The sequence below is a fragment of the Streptacidiphilus sp. PAMC 29251 genome, from assembly GCF_054208735.2.
This window is the reverse complement of the sequence record NZ_CM135725.2, coordinates 7,340,951-7,361,084: the sequence shown is the minus strand read 5'-3', so window position 1 is coordinate 7,361,084 and position 20,134 is coordinate 7,340,951. Positions and strand designations below refer to the sequence as shown.

The 20,134-nt window shown below is 73.1% G+C and carries 16 protein-coding genes and 1 pseudogene; 8 read left to right on the top strand and 9 right to left on the bottom strand.

Annotation, left to right across the window (positions count from 1 at the left end):
• Positions 1–206 precede the first annotated feature (206 nt).
• Positions 207–389, top strand: a complete 183-nt coding sequence (locus tag ACXKR8_RS34915; protein WP_458268552.1) for a hypothetical protein — start codon at positions 207–209, stop codon at positions 387–389.
• A gap of 138 nt (positions 390–527) precedes the next feature.
• Here ACXKR8_RS34915 and ACXKR8_RS34910 read toward each other — a convergent pair.
• Positions 528–1,341, bottom strand: a pseudogene (locus tag ACXKR8_RS34910) (inositol monophosphatase family protein).
• A gap of 2 nt (positions 1,342–1,343) precedes the next feature.
• Positions 1,344–2,489, bottom strand: a complete 1,146-nt coding sequence (locus ACXKR8_RS34905; protein ID WP_458268550.1) for a ferrochelatase — start codon at positions 2,487–2,489, stop codon at positions 1,344–1,346.
• Between the two features lie 92 nt (positions 2,490–2,581).
• Between ACXKR8_RS34905 and ACXKR8_RS34900 the strand changes: the two genes are divergently transcribed.
• Positions 2,582–3,823 carry an MFS transporter gene (locus tag ACXKR8_RS34900; RefSeq protein WP_458268549.1) on the top strand — a complete coding sequence of 414 codons (1,242 nt, stop codon included), beginning with the start codon at positions 2,582–2,584 and terminating at the stop codon, positions 3,821–3,823.
• Positions 3,786–5,126, top strand: coding sequence for a D-arabinono-1,4-lactone oxidase (locus ACXKR8_RS34895; protein WP_458268548.1), 1,341 nt, complete (start codon positions 3,786–3,788; stop codon positions 5,124–5,126). Before ACXKR8_RS34900 ends, ACXKR8_RS34895 begins: the two co-directional genes overlap by 38 nt.
• Before the next feature lie 2 nt (positions 5,127–5,128).
• Here the strand turns inward: ACXKR8_RS34895 and ACXKR8_RS34890 are convergent, their stop codons facing one another.
• A complete protein-coding gene (locus tag ACXKR8_RS34890) occupies positions 5,129–5,932 on the bottom strand; it encodes a hypothetical protein (RefSeq protein WP_458268547.1) in 804 nt (267 codons plus the stop codon).
• Positions 5,933–6,321: 389 nt separating this feature from the next.
• On the opposite strand from ACXKR8_RS34890, the gene sepH reads away from it, so the two are divergent.
• Complete coding sequence (gene sepH, locus ACXKR8_RS34885) at positions 6,322–7,506, top strand: septation protein SepH (RefSeq protein ID WP_458268546.1); 1,185 nt, start codon at positions 6,322–6,324, stop codon at positions 7,504–7,506.
• A 59-nt stretch (positions 7,507–7,565) separates the two neighbouring features.
• On the opposite strand, the gene ACXKR8_RS34880 is transcribed toward sepH, so the two are convergent.
• Positions 7,566–8,414, bottom strand: a complete 849-nt coding sequence (locus ACXKR8_RS34880; RefSeq protein ID WP_458268545.1) for a sulfurtransferase — start codon at positions 8,412–8,414, stop codon at positions 7,566–7,568.
• Positions 8,415–8,555: 141 nt separating this feature from the next.
• On the opposite strand from ACXKR8_RS34880, the gene ACXKR8_RS34875 reads away from it, so the two are divergent.
• Complete coding sequence (locus ACXKR8_RS34875) at positions 8,556–9,284, top strand: VOC family protein (RefSeq protein ID WP_462099960.1); 729 nt, start codon at positions 8,556–8,558, stop codon at positions 9,282–9,284.
• Between the two features lie 7 nt (positions 9,285–9,291).
• On the opposite strand, the gene ACXKR8_RS34870 is transcribed toward ACXKR8_RS34875, so the two are convergent.
• The 4 genes from ACXKR8_RS34870 to ACXKR8_RS34855 form a co-directional block, all read right to left on the bottom strand.
• Positions 9,292–9,957 carry a thymidine kinase gene (locus tag ACXKR8_RS34870; RefSeq protein ID WP_458268543.1) on the bottom strand — a complete coding sequence of 222 codons (666 nt, stop codon included), beginning with the start codon at positions 9,955–9,957 and terminating at the stop codon, positions 9,292–9,294.
• Positions 9,958–10,007: 50 nt separating this feature from the next.
• Positions 10,008–11,174, bottom strand: coding sequence for an alkaline phosphatase family protein (locus ACXKR8_RS34865; protein WP_458268542.1), 1,167 nt, complete (start codon positions 11,172–11,174; stop codon positions 10,008–10,010).
• Between the two features lie 50 nt (positions 11,175–11,224).
• On the bottom strand, positions 11,225–11,815 hold the full coding sequence (locus tag ACXKR8_RS34860; RefSeq protein WP_458268541.1) for a DUF5998 family protein: 591 nt from the start codon (positions 11,813–11,815) through the stop codon (positions 11,225–11,227).
• 92 nt (positions 11,816–11,907) lie between these two features.
• The gene (locus ACXKR8_RS34855; protein WP_458268540.1) at positions 11,908–14,724 is read right to left on the bottom strand and encodes a bifunctional acetate--CoA ligase family protein/GNAT family N-acetyltransferase; all 2,817 of its coding nucleotides are present in this window, start codon (positions 14,722–14,724) and stop codon (positions 11,908–11,910) included.
• 181 nt (positions 14,725–14,905) lie between these two features.
• Here ACXKR8_RS34855 and ACXKR8_RS34850 point away from each other — a divergent pair, with 181 nt between their 5' ends.
• The 3 genes from ACXKR8_RS34850 (at position 14,906) to ACXKR8_RS34840 (ending at position 18,395) form a co-directional block, all read left to right on the top strand.
• Positions 14,906–15,184: an HPr family phosphocarrier protein gene (locus ACXKR8_RS34850; RefSeq protein ID WP_458268539.1), complete on the top strand. Its 279-nt coding sequence runs from the start codon at positions 14,906–14,908 to the stop codon at positions 15,182–15,184.
• A gap of 122 nt (positions 15,185–15,306) precedes the next feature.
• Positions 15,307–17,055: an AMP-binding protein gene (locus tag ACXKR8_RS34845; protein WP_458268538.1), complete on the top strand. Its 1,749-nt coding sequence runs from the start codon at positions 15,307–15,309 to the stop codon at positions 17,053–17,055.
• 245 nt (positions 17,056–17,300) lie between these two features.
• Entirely contained in the window at positions 17,301–18,395 is a 1,095-nt protein-coding gene (locus ACXKR8_RS34840) for an ATP-grasp domain-containing protein (RefSeq protein ID WP_458268537.1), read from the top strand.
• 28 nt (positions 18,396–18,423) lie between these two features.
• On the opposite strand, the gene ACXKR8_RS34835 is transcribed toward ACXKR8_RS34840, so the two are convergent.
• The gene (locus ACXKR8_RS34835) at positions 18,424–20,028 is read right to left on the bottom strand and encodes a BCCT family transporter (RefSeq protein WP_458268536.1); all 1,605 of its coding nucleotides are present in this window, start codon (positions 20,026–20,028) and stop codon (positions 18,424–18,426) included.
• Positions 20,029–20,134: the final 106 nt, after the last annotated feature.

Genomic DNA, 20,134 nt, shown 5'->3' with positions numbered 1-20,134 from the left:
GGGAGCCGCCGGGGGCGACTGGGAACCCGGAGGGAATTACCAGGATTGCCGAGGTTTCCAGCGTTCCGGGCATGGGGAGGACGGTCTGTACACCCGCGATCACGCTTGCGCCGCAACGCAAGCTCGCACCCGCCCGTTCCGTGCGACCGTCCGCACCGGGCTCACGCCCGGGGTCGCCCGAAACAAGAGCAAGGGGGTCTTGCCTCATGGACGCCTTCACCGCCGGCATCCTTCAGCGCATAAGGAACGCCGAGCTCGACCTGCACCGAGCCCAGGAGTCGGGGGACGACTTCCTGGCCGAGGTGGAGCAGTCCGAACTCGACGACCTGCACCGACTCGCCTCTGATCACGGCATCTCGGTGTCGCAGCCGGAAGCCCACGCCGCCTGAGCCCATCCGGGCCGAAGCGCCACCCCACCCTCACCCACCCTCGCCCCTACCCACGAACAGCGCGATGCCCCGGACAGCAGGAACCGTCCGGGGCGTCCTGGTGTCCGGGGCCACTGTGGTCCCACCTGCGCCGGCTGCCTAGTCGTGCCAGGCGCCGAGCTGGTCCAGGGCCTGCTGCAGCGGTTCGAACAGGCCGGGCGGGGCGGCGACGGTCAGCTCGTCGGAGGCCGGGGCGCCCGGGCGGCCGCCGGTCAGGGCGCCGGCCTCGGTGGCGATCAGCACGCCGGCGGCATGGTCCCAGGGGTGCAGGCCGCGCTCGTAGTAGCCGTCGAGCCGGCCCGCCGCGACGTCGCAGAGGTCGACCGCCCCCGAACCGGCCCGGCGGATGTCACGGAACCGCGGGATCAGCTCGCGGGGCCACCGCCGCCTGCTGCACCCGGCGCTCACGGAGGTAGCCGAAGCCGGTGCCGATCAGCGCCTGCGCCATCTCCGGCGCGGCGCCGCAGTGCAGCTGACGGCCGTTCAGAAAGGCCCCGGCGCCCCGGACCGCGTGCACGGTCTCGGCCCGCGAGGGGATCTCGACCACCCCGACCAGGGTCTCCCCGTCCAGCTCGGCGGCGATGCTGACGCACCAGGTGGGGAGGCCGTAGAGGTAGTTCACGGTCCCGTCCAGCGGGTCGATCACCCAGCGCACGCCGCTGCGGCCGGGGCTGGACGCGCCCTCCTCGCCGAGCAGGCCGTCGTCGGGGCGGCGGGCGGTGATCAGCTCGGTGATCAGCTTCTCGGCGGCGAGGTCCATCTCGGTGACCACGTCGACCGGGCTGGACTTGGTCGCGGCCACCCCCAGATCGGCCGGACGGCCGTCGCGCAGCAGCGCCCCGGCGCTGCGGGCGGCCTCCAGGGCGAGGGCGAGCAGTTCCGCGGTCAGGTGGTCGTCGGCCGGATCCGGCACGGTCAGTCCTTCCAGTCGGCGCCCGCGGCGGCCGGGAGGGCCGTCCGGGCCGCCGGGCAGCAGTCGGCGGGGCAGAGGTCGTGGCTGGGGCCCAGCGCGCCGAGGGCGCAGCGCGCCGGGCGCTCGCCGCGCGCGCTCGCGGCGCGTTCGAGCACCAGGTCGCGCACGGCGGCGGCGAAGCGCGGGTCGGCGCCGACCGTGCCGGCCCGGGAGACCGGCAGGCCGAGCTCCTCGGCCCGCGCCCTGGCCTCGGTGTCCAGGTCGTAGACGACCTCCATGTGGTCGGAGACGAAGCCGATCGGCACCATCACCACCGCCGGGGCCCCCTGCTCGTGGACGGCGGTCAGGTGGTCGCAGATGTCGGGTTCCAGCCAGGGCGTCGCGGGCGAGCCGCTGCGGCTCTGGAACACCAGTTCCCAGGGCCGCCCGGCCACCCCGGTGGCCTCGGCGACCGCCTCGGCCACCAGCCGGGCGGTCTCCAGGTGCTGCGCCACATACGCCCCGCCGGGGGTGCCGCGGGCGGGATCGTCGGGGGCGCCCGAGGTGTCCGCCAGCGCGTTGGGGATCGAGTGGGTGGTGAAGGCCAGCCGCGCGCCGTCGCGCACGCCCTCGGGCAGTTCGGCCAGGGCGGCCAGGGTGTGCTCGGCCATCGGCTGGACGAAGCCCGGGTGGTTGTAGAAGTGCCGCAGCTTGTCCAGCCGCAGACCGGCCGCGCCGGGCGCGCCCTCCTCGCGCAGCCGGCCCAGCGCGGCGGCCAGGTTCTCCCGGTACTGCCGGCAGCCGGAGTAGTTGGCATAGGCGCTGGTCGCCAGCACCAGCACCCGGCGGTGGCCGTCGGCGGCCAGCTCGCGCAGGGTGTCCACCAGGTAGGGGGCCCAGTTCCGGTTGCCCCAGTAGACCGGCAGGTCCAGACCGTGCTCGGCGAAGTCCTTGCGCAGCGCGTCCAGCAGCACCCGGTTCTGGGCGTTGATCGGGCTGACCCCGCCGAAGCGGAAGTAGTGCTGCCCGACCTCGGCCAGCCGCTCGCGCGGGATGCCGCGGCCCCGGGTGACGTTCTCCAGGAACGGCACCACGTCCTCCGGCCCCTCAGGACCGCCGAAGGAGAGCAGCAGCAGGGCTTCGTACGGGCTGGTCTGCGAATCGGACATGGGACCGATCCTGCCATCACCAGGTCGGGAAGAAACTGATTGACCCTCCCCGTAAGCTGTGAAGGTTATTGACATCCCTTACGGAGCGACCCGTGCTGTCCACCTACCGCCGGATCTTCGACGCCCCCGGGAGCCTGGCCTTCTCGGCCTCCGGCTTCGTCTCCCGCATGCCGCTCTCCATGACCGGCATCGGCATCGTCACCATGCTGTCCACCCTGCGCGGCGACTACGGCCTCGCGGGCGCCGTCTCGGCGACCCTCGCGCTCGCCGCCGCCGGGCTCGGCCCCCAGATCTCCCGCCTGGTCGACCGCTTCGGGCAGACCCGGGTGATCCTGCCCAGCACCGGGCTGAGCGTGGCGGCGATGGGGGTGCTGCTGCTCTGCGCCCGCTTCGACGCCCCGGCCTGGACCCTGTTCGTCACCGCGGCGGTGGCCGGCGGCACCATGCCGAGCATGGGATCGATGGTGCGGGCCCGCTGGGCCCTGCTCTACCGGGGCTCCCCGCTGCTGCACACCGCCTACTCCTTCGAGTCGGTGGTGGACGAGATCGTCTTCATCATCGGCCCGATCCTCTCGGTCGGGCTCTGCACCTCCGTATTCCCCGAGGCCGGGCCGCTGGTCGCGGCGGTACTGCTGACGGCCGGGGTGCTGATGTTCGCCACCCAGCGGCGGACCGAGCCGCCGCTGCACCCGGCGACCCCGCAGAAGTCCACCTCGGCGGTGCGCACCCCCGGACTGTGGGTGCTGGTGCTGACCTTCGTCGGCGTGGGCACCATCTTCGGCTCGGTGGACGTGGTGACCGTGGCCTTCGCCGACCACCTGCACCACAAGGCGCTGTCCAGCGTGGTGCTGTCCGTCTACGCGCTGGGATCGTGCGTGGCCGGACTGGTCTTCGGAACGCTGAAACTGCGCGGTCCGTTGTCCAGGAGGTTCCTGGTGGGGATCCTCACCATGGCGGTGAGTATGCTGCCCCTCCTATTCGTGAAGAACCTCGTGGCCCTGGCGTTGGCACTGTTCGTCGCCGGGCTGTCCATCTCCCCCACCATGGTCACCACCATGGGGCTGGTGGAACGGATCGTCCCCGCCTCCAAGCTCACCGAGGGGATGACCTGGACCACCACGGGCCTCGCCGTCGGCGTGGCCCTCGGCTCCTCGGCGGCGGGCTGGGTGGTGGACGGTGCGGGGGCGGCGTCGGGCTACTGGGTGACAGTGGGCGCGGGCTGCTTCTCCGCAGCCGCGGCGTTCCTCGGGTCACGCCGGCTCAGGTCGGCACCGGAACAGCAGCAGGAGCGTGCACATGTCGACCACGACCAGCGGCAGCACCAGGCCGGATAGCCCCACCGCGGGCACCTGGAGCAACTGGGCCGGCAACCAGACCGCGCGGCCGCGCCGCACCGTCGCCCCGGCCACCGTCGAGGAACTGGCCGCGGCGATACGCGGCGCGGCCGAGGACGGGCTGCCGGTGAAGGCGGTCGGCAGCGCCCACTCCTTCACCGCGATCGCCGCCACCGACGGCGTGCTGGTCCGTCCCGAGCGGCTGACCGCAATCCGGGAGATCGACCACAAGGGCGGCACGGTCACCGTCGAGTCGGGCCTGCCGCTGGAGAAGCTCAACCTGCTGCTGGAGCACGCGGGGCTGGCGCTGACCAACATGGGCGACATCATGGTGCAGACCGTGGCCGGCGCGACCAGCACCGGCACCCACGGCACCGGGCGCAGCTCGGGATCGACCGCGGCGCAGATCAGGGCGCTGGAGATCGTGCTGGCCGACGGCAGTGTGCGGCAGTGCTCGCCGACCGAGAACGCCGAGCTGTTCGCCGGGGCCAGGCTCGGCCTCGGCGCGCTCGGCGTGGTCAGCGCGATCACCTTCGGGGTGGAGCCGGCCTTCCGGCTCACCGCGCACGAGAAGCCGATGCACTTCGACGAGGTGGTCGGCCGCTTCGAGGAGCTGGCGACCGAGAACGAGCACTTCGAGTTCTACTGGTTCCCGCACACCGACGGCTGCTCCACCAAGCGCAACAACCGCAGCGAGGGCCCGGCCGAGCCGCTGCCGCCGTTCCGGAAGTGGCTGGACGACGAGTTCCTGTCGAACACCGTCTGGGAGGGCGCCTGCCGGATCGGCCGCCGGGTGCCGGCCGTCGTCCCCGGCATCGCCAGGATCGCCAGCAAGGCCTGGTCCGAGCGGACCTACACCGACGTCTCCTACAAGGTCTTCACCAGCCCGCGCCGGGTGCGCTTCGTCGAGATGGAGTACGCGGTGCCGCGCGAGGCCGCGACCTCGGTGCTGCGCGAGCTGAAGACCCTGGTCGAGCGCTCCGACTGGAAGATCAGCTTCCCGGTCGAGGTGCGGGTCGCCCCGGCCGACGACCTGTGGATGTCCACCGCGAACGAGCGGGACACCGCGTACATCGCGGTCCACCTCTACCGGGGGACCGCGGACCAGGGCTACTTCACCGAGGTCGAGAAGATCATGACGGCGCATCAGGGCCGTCCGCACTGGGGCAAGCTGCACACCCGCGACGCCGAGTACCTGGCCGGGGTCTATCCGCACTTCGGCGAGTTCACCGCGCTGCGGGACCAGGTCGACCCCGAGCGCCGCTTCGGCAACGACTACCTGCGCCGGGTGCTCGGCAGCTGAGCTCAGGGGCTGGGAGTGCCCGATGCGGTGCTCCCGGCTCCGGTCCCGCTGGTGGACGGGGTGGCGCTCGGGGTGGTCGAGGGCTCCGCGCTGTGGCTGGGCGTGGTCGAGGGCGTCACGCTGGGCGTGGGGGAGGTCGAGCCGCTGGGCCCACCGCTCGGCATGCCGCTCGGGTTCGTCGGCGGGACGGTCGGCGGGGTCTGTCGCGGAGTCGGCGTGGAGCCCCCCGCGGAGCCGCCCCAGGAGGTGCCGTCCCCTGGTTCGTTCCTGACCACGGCCGCGAGCGGCTTGCCCGCGAACACCTCGACCACCGTCACCGTGCCCATGGCCAGGGCGAACACCAGTCCGGCGATCAGGGCGTAGGACTTCCAGCTCTTCGGCCGGATCCGGCTGCCGCCCCGGTAGGTGCCGACCGACTCGTCCTTCGACAGCTCGGCCACCGCCATCATCCTGGTCTGCTCGCCGCCCGGGTGGAACGGGTCGAACGCCGCCTCGGCGTCCGCACGCCGACCCGCGAGCTCCTCCTGCTCGGTACGGGAGGCTCCCGGAGCCGCTGCCGGAACCCGGCTGCGGATCTCCTCCCCGGTCCGCCGGAAGACGTGCTGCAGCACGGCGCCGCCCGTGGTGGCGCCGATGCTGACCACGGCCGCGCCGGCGATCGTGCCGTAGACCCCGAGCTCGGACGCCAGGATGGCGCCGACGACGGCGGCGAGCGCGCTCGCGGCGACCTGGACCACGCTCAGATCGAGGGCCCTGCGCTTGACTGTTCGGCTCTTCGTTCGATGCTCCTGATCCAGATCCTCCATCAATGCCCCTCTATACAATCTTTTTTACCTCTTGCATGAGGTACGACCGTTCGAGGCAGTGAGAGGTTCCAGCCAGGCTGAAGGTGTGAAGATGATCACCGTCCGCCGGTCGGTGGCCCGCCATCGGAGTGGCGACCCTTGAGAATCCAGTGATTCAGGGGAGACTTGAGCCGCGAGCCGCACCACCCGGGTGCCACGAATGGAGTACTGTTCGTGGAGCCCGACTGCGGGCCATCTCGGCGTGCCGTTCTCACGACCTGCACGAACAAAAATGATTACCGTGCCAAATCGGTGAGTCGCGGATAGGGGCCGACGCACCGGGTAACTCTGCAATGTTGTGGTCTGCCGCCCGTCGGCAGGTCACACTCGTTACGGGAGCAGCGACGCAGGTGACGTCGGCAGGCACCACCCGGGAGGTAACCGTGCCCGAACTGCGTGTCGTGGCTGTCAGCAATGACGGATCACGACTGGTGCTCAAGGCCGCCGACTCGACGGAATACTTTCTTCCGATTGATGAGCGGCTGCGCGCCGCCGTGCGCGGCGACCGCCCCCGGCTGGGGCAGATCGACGTCGAGAGCCACCTTCGTCCGCGCGACATCCAGGCCAGGATCAGGGCCGGAGCCAGCGCCGAGGAGGTCGCCCAGCTCGCCGGGATCTCGGTCGAGCGGGTCCGCCGCTTCGAGGGACCAGTGCTGGCCGAGCGCGCCTTCATGGCCGAGCGCGCCCGCAAGACCTCGGTGCGCCGCCAGGGCGAGAGCACCGGACCCCAGCTCGGCGACGCCGTGGCGGAGCGACTGCTGCTGCGCGGCGCCGAGAAGGACAGCGACAACTGGGACTCCTGGCGCCGCGAGGACAACACCTGGGAGATCGTGCTGTTCTTCCGGGTCGGCGGCCAGCCGCAGCAGGCCCGTTGGACCTACGACCCGCCGCGCCGACTGGTGCAGCCGCTGGACGACGAGGCGCGCTCGCTGATCGGCGAGAGCCCGCAGCGGGTCGAGGAGGAGCCGACCTTCCCGTTCGTGCCGAGGATCGCCCGGCTGCCCGGAGCCGACCGGGGCATGGGCATGCGCCCGATGGCCCCCGAGCGGCCCCCGGCGCGACCGGCCGTGCCCGGCGCAGGCGTGGACCGGATGGCGGTCGACCGGATGTCGGTGGACCGGGTCGCACCCGACCGCCATGCACCTGATCGCCTGTCACCTGACCGCCACGCACCTGACCGGCTGTCACCTGACCGCATGACGCCCGAACGTCCGTCCGAGCCCCCCGCCGTGCCTGCGGCGGAGGCCCGTGAGTCGCTGACCAGCCTGCTGGACGTGGCCCAGCCGCCGACGGCTCCACCCGAGGAGACCCCGGACCTGGCCGCCGAACAGGCCGAACCACCGGCCGCCGCGGTCGGCGCCGGGTCCGCCTACGCGGACATCCTGATGCCCAGGGCGACGGCGCCGCACCGGGACCGGCTGATCGGCAGCACCGACCGGCAGGCCGAGGCCGACGGCGTACGGCCGGGCCGGCGTGCGGCGGTGCCGAGTTGGGACGAGATCGTGTTCGGCACCAGGCGCAAGAAGCAGGAGTAGCAGGTCAGTACGCAGACGACAGGAGCGGGGCCGCCTCGGCGGCCCCGCTCCTCGTTGTGTCAGCCCCGGTCGGGGCCGGTCGCGGCCGGACGGTCGGGCTGGCCGGACCACTCGCTCCAGGAGCCCGGGTAGAGCGCGACCCCGTCGACTCCGGCCAGGTGCAGCGCCAGCAGCTCATGCGCGGCGGTCACCCCTGAGCCGCAGTAGACGCCGACCTGCTCCGCGCCGGGCTTGGCCCCGAGCGCCGCGAAACGCTCGGCCAGCTGCTCGGCCGGGAGGAAGCGTCCGTCCGGCCGCAGGTTCTCCGTGGTCGGGGCGCTGACCGCGCCCGGGATGTGCCCGGCCCGGGAGTCGATCGGCTCCACCTCGCCCCGGTAGCGCTCACCCGCCCGGGCGTCGAGCAGCAGTCCGGTCCGGGCCAGCGCGGCGGCGGCGTCCGCGTCCAGGGTCGGCAGCGCGCCGGGGGCCGGTACGAAGTCGCCGTCCTCGGCCGGGGCTGCCTGCTGCTCCAGCGGGAGCCCGGCGGCGGTCCAGGCGGCCAGGCCGCCGTCGAGCACCCGTACCTGCTGGTGCCCGGCCCAGCGCAGCAGCCACCAGGCCCGGGCCGCGGCGGCGGAGGTCGCGGCGTCATGCACGACCACCTCGCGGTCGGCGCTCACCCCGGCCCGGCGCAGGGCCGCGCCCAGCACGGCCGGGTCGGGCAGCGGATGCCGGCCCGCAGGGCCGGCCGGGGCGGCGAGGTCCGCGTTCATGTCGAGGAAGTGCGCGCCGGGGATGTGCCCCGCGGCGTAGTCCTCCGCGCCGGGCGGCCCCCCGAGCTGCCAGCGGACGTCGAGCACGGCGGGCGGACGCGGCCCGGACAGGGCGGTGGCGAGCTGTCCGGCGGTGATCAGAGTGGCTGTCTCCATGGACGTCATTCTGTCGTGTCGCGCGGTAGTCGGTGCGCGGGAGGGGTGTTGATGGCAGCATCGGCTCAGCGTGTCCGTCAACCAAGGGAGCACCTGTTGTCCGGCACAGGACCGCGGCATGCGCAGGGGACGCCCTGCTGGGTGAGCCTGACGGCCCGCGACCTCGACACCGCCGAGCGGTTCTACGGCCCGCTGCTGGGCTGGGACTTCATCCCCGGCAGCCGGGAGCTGGGCCCGTACCGGCGGGCCGTGGTGGACGGGCTGCCGGTGGCCGGGATCGGCGTGATCCCGGCCGGCACCGGGATGCCGGTGGACTGGATCACCTACTTCGCCGCCGACAGCGCGGACGAGGTGGCGCACCGGGTCCGCGCCAACGGCGGGACGCTGGCGCTGGGGCCGATCGACTCGGAGCAGGCCGGACGGCTGGCCCTGGCAGCCGACCTGGACGGGGCCGTCTTCGGCATCTGGGAGGCCCGCGACCACCCCGGCTGGGCGGTGCAGCACCAGCCGGGCGCGGCGGCCTGGAGCGAGCTGGCGACCACCGGCGCGCGGCGGACCGGGACCTTCTACGAGGGGGTGTTCGGCGCCTCGGCGGTGCAGTCGGACTCGGCCAGGGTCGAGCGGGACCAGGGCATGGTGGTGCTGACCGTGGGCGGCCGGCGGGTGGCCGGAATCCGGCAGGTGCCGGAGCTGGACGACCGGCCGCGCTGGCGGATCCTGTTCGCGGTCGACTCGGTGGACCAGGTGGCGGCGCGGGCCCTCGACCTGGGCGGCAGCGTGGAGCAGCAGCCGACGGACACCCCGTACGGGCGGACGGCGCTGCTGCGGGATCCGGAGGGCGGCCGGTTCGGCATCGTCCGAATGAACTGACGTAGCGTCAACTGACGTGCTGCGCCCGCTCCTCGAACGGCAGGACATCGGGCGACAGCGGGCCCGCGCCGGAGGTGGCGGCGGTGGTCCGGCGCCGGTGGTGCCGTCGGCACAGCACCTCGTAGCCCACCAGGTCCGAGCTGGCCGCCACGTCGCCGACCACCACCTGGGCGCCCTCGACCACCATCACCCCGCCGACCGTACGGGCGTTGTGGGTGGCCCGGGCGCCGCACCAGCAGAGGGCCTTGACCTGGAGCACCTCCACCCGGTCGGCGAGTTCGATCAGCCGCCGCGAGCCGGGGAAGAGCCGGGTGCGGAAGTCGGTGGTGATGCCGAAGGTGAAGACGTCCACGTCGAGGTCGTCGACCACCCGGGCCAGCTGGTCCACCTGCTCGGGCGTGAAGAACTGGGCCTCGTCGCAGATCAGGTAGTCGCAGCGGCCGCCCGCCGACAGCTCGGCCACCACATGGGCGTGGAAGTCCAGGCCGTCGCCGACCTCGACCGCCCGGGTGGCCAGACCGAGCCGGCTGGAGAGGGTGGCCGCACCCGCGCGGTCGTCCCGGGTGAAGATCAGCCCCTGCCGGCCGCGCGCACTGTGGTTGTGGTCCATCTGGAGGGCGAGAGTGGACTTGCCGCAGTCCATCGTCCCGGAGAAGAAGACCAGCTCAGCCATGGGGTGCGGGGATACCTTTCAGGAGGGGGTTGCGGAGTCGGCGACGTACGTCAGCGACGGACTTCGAGGAGCGGGACGAGCTGCTCCACCGGGGTCATCGAGCCGTGCAGGCCGACCATCGCCGACTCGCCGGGCTCGCGCCGGGTGGCGATCACCGCCATGTCCTCCTTGGCGGCGGCGACCACGTCGCCGATCCGCTCGTACACCCGCTGGTCGACCTCGGGCCCGAACCAGCCGGCCTCGATGGCCTGGTCCCGGGTGGCGATCCACATCTGCTCGCCGAGGACCTCGCTCCAGACCGTGAAGACGTCGGCGGCGGCGCCGTCCACGGCGTAGACGTGCCGGGCCCGGCCCTCGCCGCCGAGCAGCGCGACCCCGGCCTTGAGCTCCCAGTCCTCGTCGAAGTCGACCCGGTGCTCCGGGGCGATGTCGATCATGCCGTGGTCGGCGGTGACATAGAGCACCGAGCGGGGCGGCAGCTGCTCGGCGAGGCGCTGGGCCAGCCGGTCCACCATCATCAGCTGCCCGCGCCAGGCGTCGGAATTCACGCCGTAGCGGTGGCCCATGCCGTCCAACTCGCTGTAGTACGTGTAGACCAGGCTGCGGTCGGCACTGGCCAGCCGGTCGGCGGCGAGGTCCATCCGCTCCTCGCCGGGCAGCCGGCCGAGGAAGCTGCCGCCGGAGAGGGCGACCTCGGTGAGCGGGGTGTACTCGAACTTCGGTGAGGACACCTGGTACGTCGCCACCCCGGCCCGCTCGGCCAGCCGGAACACGGTGGGGTGCGGCTGCCAGGTGCGCGGGCTGACGTGCGGCTGCCAGCGGAGCTGGTTCATCAGCCGGCGGTCGCCCGGGATCCGCACGGTGTACCCGGCCAGCCCGTGCCGTCCCGGCGGCAGCCCGGTGCCGACCGAGGCCAGGCTGGTCGCGGTGGTGGCCGGGAAGCCCGCCGTCATCGGCAGCCCGCTGCCGCCCAGCGAGCTGGGGAGCAGCGAGCAGAGGAACGGCGCCTCGGCCGGGTGCGCCCGCAGCAGCTCCCAGCCCAGGCCGTCCACCAGGAAGACGCAGACCCGGTCCGCGGCCGGCAGGACCAACCCGGTCGGCGGCAGGTCCGGCACGCCCAGGCCCCGGGCCGCGGCGGGCAGCAGGTCGGAGAGGGCGGCGCGGCCGTACGCCGGGGCGGGCGCGGCGGCAGGGTCGAGCGCGATGGGGAGTGTCATGGAATCTTCACTGGAGGCGACGGGGGACACACGACGGTACAGCGGCCGGGTCAGGCCCCGGCGGCCACCGTCGCCTCGGACAGCGCATGGGCGAAGGTCAGCGCCTGCTGGACGGTCTCCGGGCCGTCCCCGGCCTCGCTGACCCGCAGCGACAGGTCGTCGGCGGTGGCGGAGCCGGTGTAGCCGTGGTCGGCCTCGCAGTTGGGGTCGCCGCAGGCGGCGGGCTCCAGGTCGATCCGGGACACCGCGCCCCAGCCGATGGTCAGCACCACCTCGCGGGGCAGCTGGCCCCGGGTGTAGGTCTCCGGGTTGGCGACGACCCGGCTGACCACGACGGAGGAGATCCGGTCGATCCGCACGCTCTCGGTGGAGGTGGTGGCGTACGGGACCGGGGAGCTGTCGTCGGCGCCCTGCTCGTCGGTGTGGCTGACGATGAAGCGACCCTCGGTGAGGACCAGCACGGTGACGTGCCGGCGGACCTCGTTGGCGTCGAAGGTGGTCTCCTGGTGGACCAGGAAGGCGGAGACGGGCTCGGCCCCGACGGCGGACTCGACCGCTTCGATGACGAGGGTCGGGTAGTAGCCGCTGCGCTCGATAGCGGAGCGCAGCCCCTGGGTGGTGGTCATACCGGTCTTCGCCATGACTCCATCCTGGCACGTACCGGTGACAGTGCGCGCCATCGTTCCACCCGCGATCCGCGCGCGTTCCCCCGGCGTCTGCCCGCAGGCCTGCCCTAGTTCAGCGCCCGCGGACCGAGGTCGGTACGGGCCGGCAGGTGCGCCAGCCGGACGGTCGCGCCGAGGACGGCGAGGCCGTGCGGGGCGACCACCACCGGCTCCAGCGCGACCGAGGCGACCTCGGGGACGTCGTCGACCAGCTGGGACACCCGCAGCAGCAGTTCCTCCAGCGCCCCGGTGTCGACGGGTTCCGCGCCGCGCCAGCCGAACAGCAGCGGCGCCGCCCTGATCTCCCGGACCAGTCCGGCGACATCGCGGTCGGTGGCCGGGATCAGCCGGTGCGCGAGGTCGCCGAGCAGCTCGGAGGCGGCCCCGGCCACGCCGAAGGAGAGGATCGCGCCGACGGCGGGGTCCACCGTCGCGGAAACGGTGGTGTCGACCCCGCGCGGGGCCATCGGCTGGACCACCAGCCGGGCGTCCGGGCCGAGCAGCGCCGCGGTCTCCTGGTGCGCCCGGCGCAGCGCGGCCTCGGTGGTGAGGTCGAGCCGGACGGATCCCAGGTCGGGCCGGTGCCGCAGGCTGGGGCTGGTGGCCTTGAGGGCCACCGGGTAGCCGAGGGCGTCCGCGGCCAGGACCGCGGCGCCCTCGTCGGCGGCGGGCAGGGTACGGAGCAGGGTGATGCCGTAGTGGGCGAGCAGGCCGGCCGCCGCCGTCTCGTCCAGGGTCACCTCGGGCGCGGAGGTGAGGGCGGCGGCGCTGAGGGCGGCGGCCACCTGGCGGCGGGCCGGGCCCTCGGCGATGTTTTCGAGCTCGGGGATCCGGCCGGCTTCGGCGTTGTCGCGGCGCCAGGCCGCGTGCCGGGTGGCGTGGGCCAGCGCCCGCACCGCGCGTTCCGGGCGGGGGTAGCCCGGCACCTCGGCGGTGAGCTGGGCGGCGAGCTCGGGCAGCGCGAGGTGGATCAGCAGCAGCGGCTTGCCCGCGGCGTTGGCGCGGGTGGCGGCCGAGCGCAGCGCGTCCGCGAACGGCGCGTACGGCTCGCCGCCGGGGCCGCCGCCCGCCGGGGCTCCCTCAGTCGCGGTGAGCCTGGCGGCGGCCGCCGCGCCGGAGTCCAGCAGGCCCGAGCCCGGGAAGTGCGGCAGGGCGCCGACCCCGATCGGCGGGATCACCACGGCGATCACCACGTCGTTGCCGGGGTCGTCGACCGCCGCGCTCAGTCCGGTGCTGAAGTCCTCCGGGGTGGCGCTGGTGGTCAGGTCGTGCGGCAGCAGCGGGCGCAGCCCGGCGCTGAGGGCGGCGTCATGGGTGAGCAGGCCGAGCGAGTCGGAGTTGCCGACGATGGCGATCCGGTCGCCGGGCGGCAGCGGCTGGTGCGCGAGCAGGTCGGCGGCGTCGTAGAGCTCGGTGATGGTGTCCACCCGGAGCACCCCGGCCTGCTGGAACAGGGTGTCCACGGTCCGGTCGTCGATCCGGGCCAGGGCCGCGGCGTGTCCGGCCGGGATGCTGCCGGTGTGCCGACCGCCCTTGATCACCACGATCGGCTTGGCGGCGGCGACCCTGCGGGCGATCCGGCTGAACTTGCGCGGGTTGCCGAAGGACTCCAGGTACATCAGCACCACCCGGGTGGCCTGGTCCTCCTCCCAGTACTGGAGCAGGTCGTTGCCGGAGACGTCGGCGCGGTTGCCCGCCGAGGCGAAGCTGGAGAGGCCCAGGCCGCGCCGGTGCGCGGCCTCCAGCAGGGCGGCGCCGATCGCGCCGGACTGGCTGAAGACCCCCAGCGGGCCCGCCTCGGGCAGCTGCGGCGAGAGCGAGGCGTTGAGCCGGACCGCGGGGTCGGTGTTGACCAGGCCGAGGGCGTTGGGCCCGATCACCCGCATCCCGGCGGCGCGGGCCTGGCCGACCAGCTCGCGCTGGCGGGCCCGGCCCTCGGCGCCGGTCTCGGCGTAGCCGGCGGTGACCACCACCAGGCCCTGCACCCCGTGCGCGCCGCACTCGGCGACCACGGCGGGGACCTCGGCGGCCGGGACCGCGATCACGGCCAGGTCGACCGGGTGCGGCAGCTCCGCGAGGGAGGCCCGCAGCGGCACGCCGTCCAGCTCGGTCAGCTCGCCCGCGTTGCGGTTGACGGCCTGGACCCGGCCGGTGAACCCGGCCGCGAGCAGGTTGCCGAGGACGCTGCGGCCGACGCCGCGCGGGTCGCGTCCGGCGCCGATCACCGCGACCGAGCCGGGGACCAGCAGCCGCTGGGTGGACTCGGCCTCGGCCCGGTGCTCGCGGGCCCGCATCACGGCCAGGGACTGCTCGGTGGGCTCCAGGTCCAGCTCGAAGTGCGCCACCCCGTCGGCGAAGCTGCGGTGCTGGGTGTAGCCGGCGTCGGTGAAGACCTTGCCCATCTTGCGGTTGTCCGGCAGCACCTCGGCGATGAAGCGGCGGATGCCGCGTTCGCGGGCCACCGCCGCGATGTGCTCCAGCAGGGCGGAGGCGACCCCGCGGCCCTGGTGCGCGTCCTGGACCAGGAAGGCCACTTCGGCGTCGGTGCTGTGCTCGGTGGGCCGGCCGGTCTCGTCGATCCGGTCGAAGCGCACCGTGGCGATGATCTCGTCGCGGACCAGCACGGCCAGGCCGACCCGGTTGACGTAGTCGTGGTGGGTGAACCGGTGCACGTCCCGGTCGGAGAGCCGGGGGTAGGGGGCGAAGAAGCGGTAGTACTTCGACTGGTCCGAGACATCGGTGTAGAAGGCGACCAGCCGGTCGGCGTCGTCCGGGGTGAGCGGGCGGATCCTGGCCGTGCCGCCGTCGCGCAGCAGGATGTCCGCCTCCCAGTGGGAGGGGTAGCTCGGGCTCGCGCCGGGTGCGGTGTCCTGCGTGTCGGTCACCCGGTCACAGTACGACTTCCGGGTGCGGGCGGCTGCGCGGCGGGGCAGGGTGGGACCAAAGCCCTGTTCTTCGCTTGAACGGACATTCCGCCGGTCCGGTCATGTGAGAATGGTCTAGACAACCTGTGGTCTTCAGGCACCGCCGCCGGACCGCTCCGCGCCACCCGAAAGGCACCGCATCATGGCTGAACGCCACGTCACCATTGGCTGGGCCGAGGGCCTGCACGCCCGCCCCGCCTCCGTCTTCGTCCGCGCGGCCAGCGCCGTCGGCGTGCCGGTGACCATCTCCAAGGTCGGCGGCACCCCGGTCAACGCCGCCTCGATGCTGGCGCTGCTCGGCCTGGGCGCGCAGGGCGGCGAGGAGGTCGTGCTGGCCTCCGACGCCGAGGGCGCGGACGCCGCGCTGGACCGGCTGGCGAAGCTGGTCGGCGAGGGCCTGGACGAACTCCCGCCGGCCTGACCTCCCCCGCCACGGCCCGAAGGGCTCGACCACGCCACGGCCCGAGGGGCTTGACCTTCGGGGTGCCGCGCTGCGAGCGTGCCCGGTGGGCGCAACGAGGCGCCGTTCGGGAGGAGAGCGCCGTGACGGAACCCAGTGCCTATGAGGAATTCAAGGCCGCGCGGGACTACCTGCTGGCGCACCGCGGAGACCTCGACGGCGCCCGGGCCTTCCCCCGGCCGCGCTCGCAGCGGTTCAACTGGGCCCTGGACTGGTTCGACCGGCAGGCGGCCGGCAATGACGCGGTCGGGCTCCGGGTGGTCGACCTGGACGCCGAGGGCCGGCCGCAGGCCGAGACCGCGCTGAGCTTCGCCGAGTTGAGCCGCCGCTCGGACCAGCTGGCCGGCTGGCTGGACGGCCTCGGCGTCCGCCGCGGCGACCATGTGCTGCTGCTGCTCGGCAACCAGGTCGAGCTGTGGGAGACCATGCTCGCCGCCATCAAGCTCGGCGCGGTGGTGATCCCGGCCAGCACCCTGCTCTCCCCCGACGACCTCGCCGACCGGGTCGACCGCGGCTCGGTCCGGCACGTGGTGGCGCAGAGCGCGCTGGCCGAGCGCTTCGCCGGCATCGACGGCGACTGGACCAGGATCGCGGTCGGCCCGCCGGCCGCCGGCTGGCTGGACTTCGCGGACTACCAGGCCCATGGCGGCGCTTTCCAGCCGCAGGGGGTGACCCTGGCCGAGGACCCGCTGCTGCTCTACTTCACCTCGGGCACCACCAGCAGCCCCAAGCTGGTGCAGCACACCCACCAGTCCTACCCGGTCGGGCACCTCTCCACCATGTACTGGATCGGGCTGCGCCCCGGCGACGTCCACCTCAATGTCTCCTCACCCGGTTGGGCCAAGCACGCCTGGAGCAACTTCTTCGCGCCGTGGAACGCCGGGGCGGAGATCCTGATCGTCAATCAGCCGCGGTTCGCGGCCCGCCCGCTGCTGGACGCCATGGTGCGGCACGGGGTCAGCTCCTTCTGCGCGCCGCCGACCGTGTGGCGGATGCTGGTGCTGGAGGACCTGACCCAGTGGAAGGTGCCGCTGCGGGAGCTGGTCGGGGCCGGTGAGCCGCTGAACCCCGAGGTGATCGAGCGGGTCAGGGACGCCTGGGGGGTGCTGCTGCGGGACGGCTTCGGCCAGACCGAGACCACCGCGCAGATCGGCAATCCGCCGGGGCTGACGGTGAAGCCCGGATCGATGGGACTGCCGCTGCCGGGCTATCAGATCGCCCTGGTCGACCCACTCACCGGCGCCGTCGTCACCGAGACCGGCGCCGAGGGCGAGCTGTGCCTGCCGCTGGACAGCGACCCGCTCGGGCTGATGACGGGCTATCAGGACGACCCGGCCCGGCAGGCCGAGGCCACCGCCGGCGGTTTCTACCACACCGGTGACGTGGCCTTCCGCGACGCCGACGGCTACGTCACCTATGTCGGCCGGACCGACGACGTCTTCAAGTCCTCCGACTACCGGATCTCCCCGTTCGAGCTGGAGAGCGTGCTGGTCGAGCACCCGGCGGTGGCCGAGGCCGCGGTCGTCCCCTCGCCCGACCCGGTGCGGCTCTCGGTGCCCAAGGCCTATCTGGTGCTCGCCCCCGGCCATCAGCCGGACGCGGCGACGGCGCGGTCGGTGCTGGCCTTCGCCCGGGAGCGGCTGGCGCCGTACAAGCGGGTGCGGCGGATCGAGTTCGCGGAGCTGCCGAAGACCGTCTCGGGCAAGATCCGGCGGGTGGAACTGCGCGGCCAGGAGGACCAGCGGCACGGCCTGACCGGCCCCGGCGATGGGGTTCCGGAGCGCGCCGCGGCCGAGTTCTGGGAGGAGGACTTCCCCCGGGAAAGGCCCTGATCCCGCAGGTGTCATGTTAATAACGCATGACGTCGCCCGTGCTGGCGAAACTCCCACTCGCGCAACCACCCCGCGACGTGATCTGATACGCCCACGACCCCCCGATGCCCAGGTATCCCCGCCCCTGCCATATGTGCGGTCGCACCCGACCATGGCCACGACGCCGGCGAAGAGGCTGGTGCCGTGAACCAGTGTCGCCACGAAGCCCTTCCCCGCCCTGCCGGCCTTCGTCCTGGAGACACCGCGTGAACCACCCGCTGCGCATCTGGCTGAACCGTACCTACGCCGAGAACGCCTTCTTCATCGGCCTGTTGAGAGAGAACCGGGACGACGTCGAGCTGGAGGTCCACGCCACCCACGTCGACGCGGACTCACCGGTGCTGCGGGCCGCCGATGTCTCCTCACTGGAACCCGAGGGGCTCTCACCTGCGGCGTACGTCGAGTTCGCGCTGGACTACTGCACCCGGCAGGGCATCACGCTGTTCCTCCCCCGGCTGCACCAGCAGGCCGTCGCCGCCCACCGGGCCGACTTCGCGGCCGTGGGCACCACCGTGCTGAGCCCGCCGACGGCGGCGATCGAGCTGTTCAACGACAAGGCCACGGCCTATGTGGAACTGGCGGCGGCGGGGCTGCCGGTGCCGCCCTGGTGGCGGGTGCAGAACGCGGCCGAGCTGGTGGACGCGGTGGAGCGGATCGAGGCGGACGGCGGGACGCCCTGCCTCAAGCCGGTCACCGGCGCCGGCGGCGAGGGCTTCCGGATGCTGTCGCGCAAGCCGTTCTCGCTGGCCAGACTGGGCGGGGCGCCCAGCTGGTACGTCCCGCTGGACGACGTGGTGGGCGCGCTGGAGCGGGACGGCCGGGAGCGCCCGGTGGACTGGCTGGTGATGCCGCACCTGGCCGGCCCCGAGGTCTCGGTGGACTGCCTGGCCGGCCCGGACGGGCGGCTGCGCGCGGCGGTGGGGCGCAGCAAGGACGGGCGGCGGCGCGGGTTCACCCTCGACCCGGCCTATCTGGAACCGACCGTGCTGCTGGTGGAGACCTTCGGCCTGGCCTATCTGACGAATGTTCAGTTCCGGCACCACCAGGGCGTGCCGATGCTGCTCGACATCAACACCAGGCCCTCCGGCGGGCTGCACCAGCTGTCCCGGTGCGGGGTCAACTTCCCGTGGGCGGCCATGCAGTTGGCGCTGGGGCAGGAGCCGACGGAGATCACCGTGCAGACCCTGGGCGAGGACTACACGCTGATCTCCACCCCCTATCCGGCGCTGGCCCGGCAGCTGCCGATCCCGATGCCGCGGTTCCCGGCCGAGGCGGCGGTGGTGACCGGGACGGTGCTCTGAGCCGTTCGGCGCGCCAGGGCCGCCGGCGTCACTCCCGACCGGCCAGGGCGTCTCCCACCGCGGCGCGGATCGCGGCGGCCAGGCCCTGCGGGTGGGTGTGCAGCCGGGACGGGGCGGCGGCCGGATCCGTTCTGAGGTCCTTGATCAGCGCCCAGCAGAGGGCGAGCATCACCAGGACGAAGGGCAGCGCCACCAGGATGGTGGCCCGCTGCAGCGCCTCCAGGCCTCCGGCGACCAGCAGCACCGCGGCCACCGCGCCCATCAGCACACCCCAGCTGACGACCAGCCAGGTCCGCGGGTGCAGCGCGCCGCTCTGCGAGAGCGAGCCGAGGACCAGCGAGGCCGAATCCGCGCTGGTGATGAAGTAGGTCATCACCAGGAGCACCGCGACCACGCAGGTGACCGAGCCCAGCGGCAGCGCCTTGAGCAGTCCGAACAGCGCGGCCTCCGCGCCGCCGGGGCCGGTCGCGGTGTCCACCAGCTTCGCCGCGCCGGTCGAGTCCAGCCGGATCGCGCTGCCGCCCATCACGCAGAACCACAGCACCGTGCCGCCGCTGGGCACCAGCAGCACCCCGAGCAGGAACTGGCGGATGGTCCGGCCGCGCGAGATACGAGCGATGAAGGTGCCCACGAAGGGCGCCCAGGACAGCCACCAGGCCCAGTAGAAGATGGTCCACGCGCCGAGCCAGTCCTCGTCGGTGAAGGCCCCGGTCCGGGTGGACATGGTGAGCAGGTCGCCGAGGTAGCCGCCGAGGGTGGCCGGGATGGCGTCCAGCACGTAGATGGTGGGGCCGAGGATGAAGACGAAGAGCATGATCACGGCCGCCAGCACCACGTTCGCCGTGCTCAGCCACTTGATGCCGCGGTGCACCCCGGAGAAGGCGGAGAGCACGAAGGCGGCGGTCAGCGAGCCGATGATGATCAGCTGGACCGACTGGGAGTCCTTGACGTGCGCGATCACGCCGAGGCCCTGGGCCACCTGCAGGGCGCCCAGGCCGAGGCTGGTGGCGGAGCCGAAGACGGTGGCGAAGACCGCCAGCAGGTCGATGGCCCGTCCCGGCCAGCCCTTGGCGCCGCGCTCGCCGAGCAGCGGCACGAAGGCGGAGCTGATCCGGTTGCCGCGCCCCTTGCGGAAGGTGGCGTAGGCCAGGGCGAGGCCGCCGACCCCGTAGATGGCCCAGGGCTGCAGGGTCCAGTGGAACAGCGAGTACTGCAGCGCGGTCTGCGCGGCGGCCGGGGTCAGCGCCTTGACCCCGGTGCCGGGCGGGGGCGCGGCATAGTGCTGGAGCGGCTCGCCGACGCCGTAGAACATCAGGCCGATGCCCATCCCCGCGCTGAACATCATGGCCACCCAGGCCAGCGTGGTGAACTCGGGCTCGTCCTCGTCCGCGCCGAGCCGGATCCGGCCGTAGCGGCTGAACGCCAGCAGCACGCAGAGCACCAGGAAGACGTCGGCGGCGACCACGAACAGCCAGCCGAAGTTGTGCAGCACCCAGTTCAGACCGGTGATCGAGGCGCGGTCGAGGGAGTGATGGCCGAAGGCGCCCCAGGCCACCACGGCGAGCACGGCCACCGCACCGAATCCGAAGACCACGCGGTCGACGGGGAAGTCCTGTTCGTCACTGGCTGGCATGGAGTGCTGCGCGCCCTTCCCTGGGGGTGCCCGGAATCGGACATCTCCGGGCATATCAACTATGCCGAGAAGGTCCGGCCCACCCAGGGAAGGCGCGCGCATGACG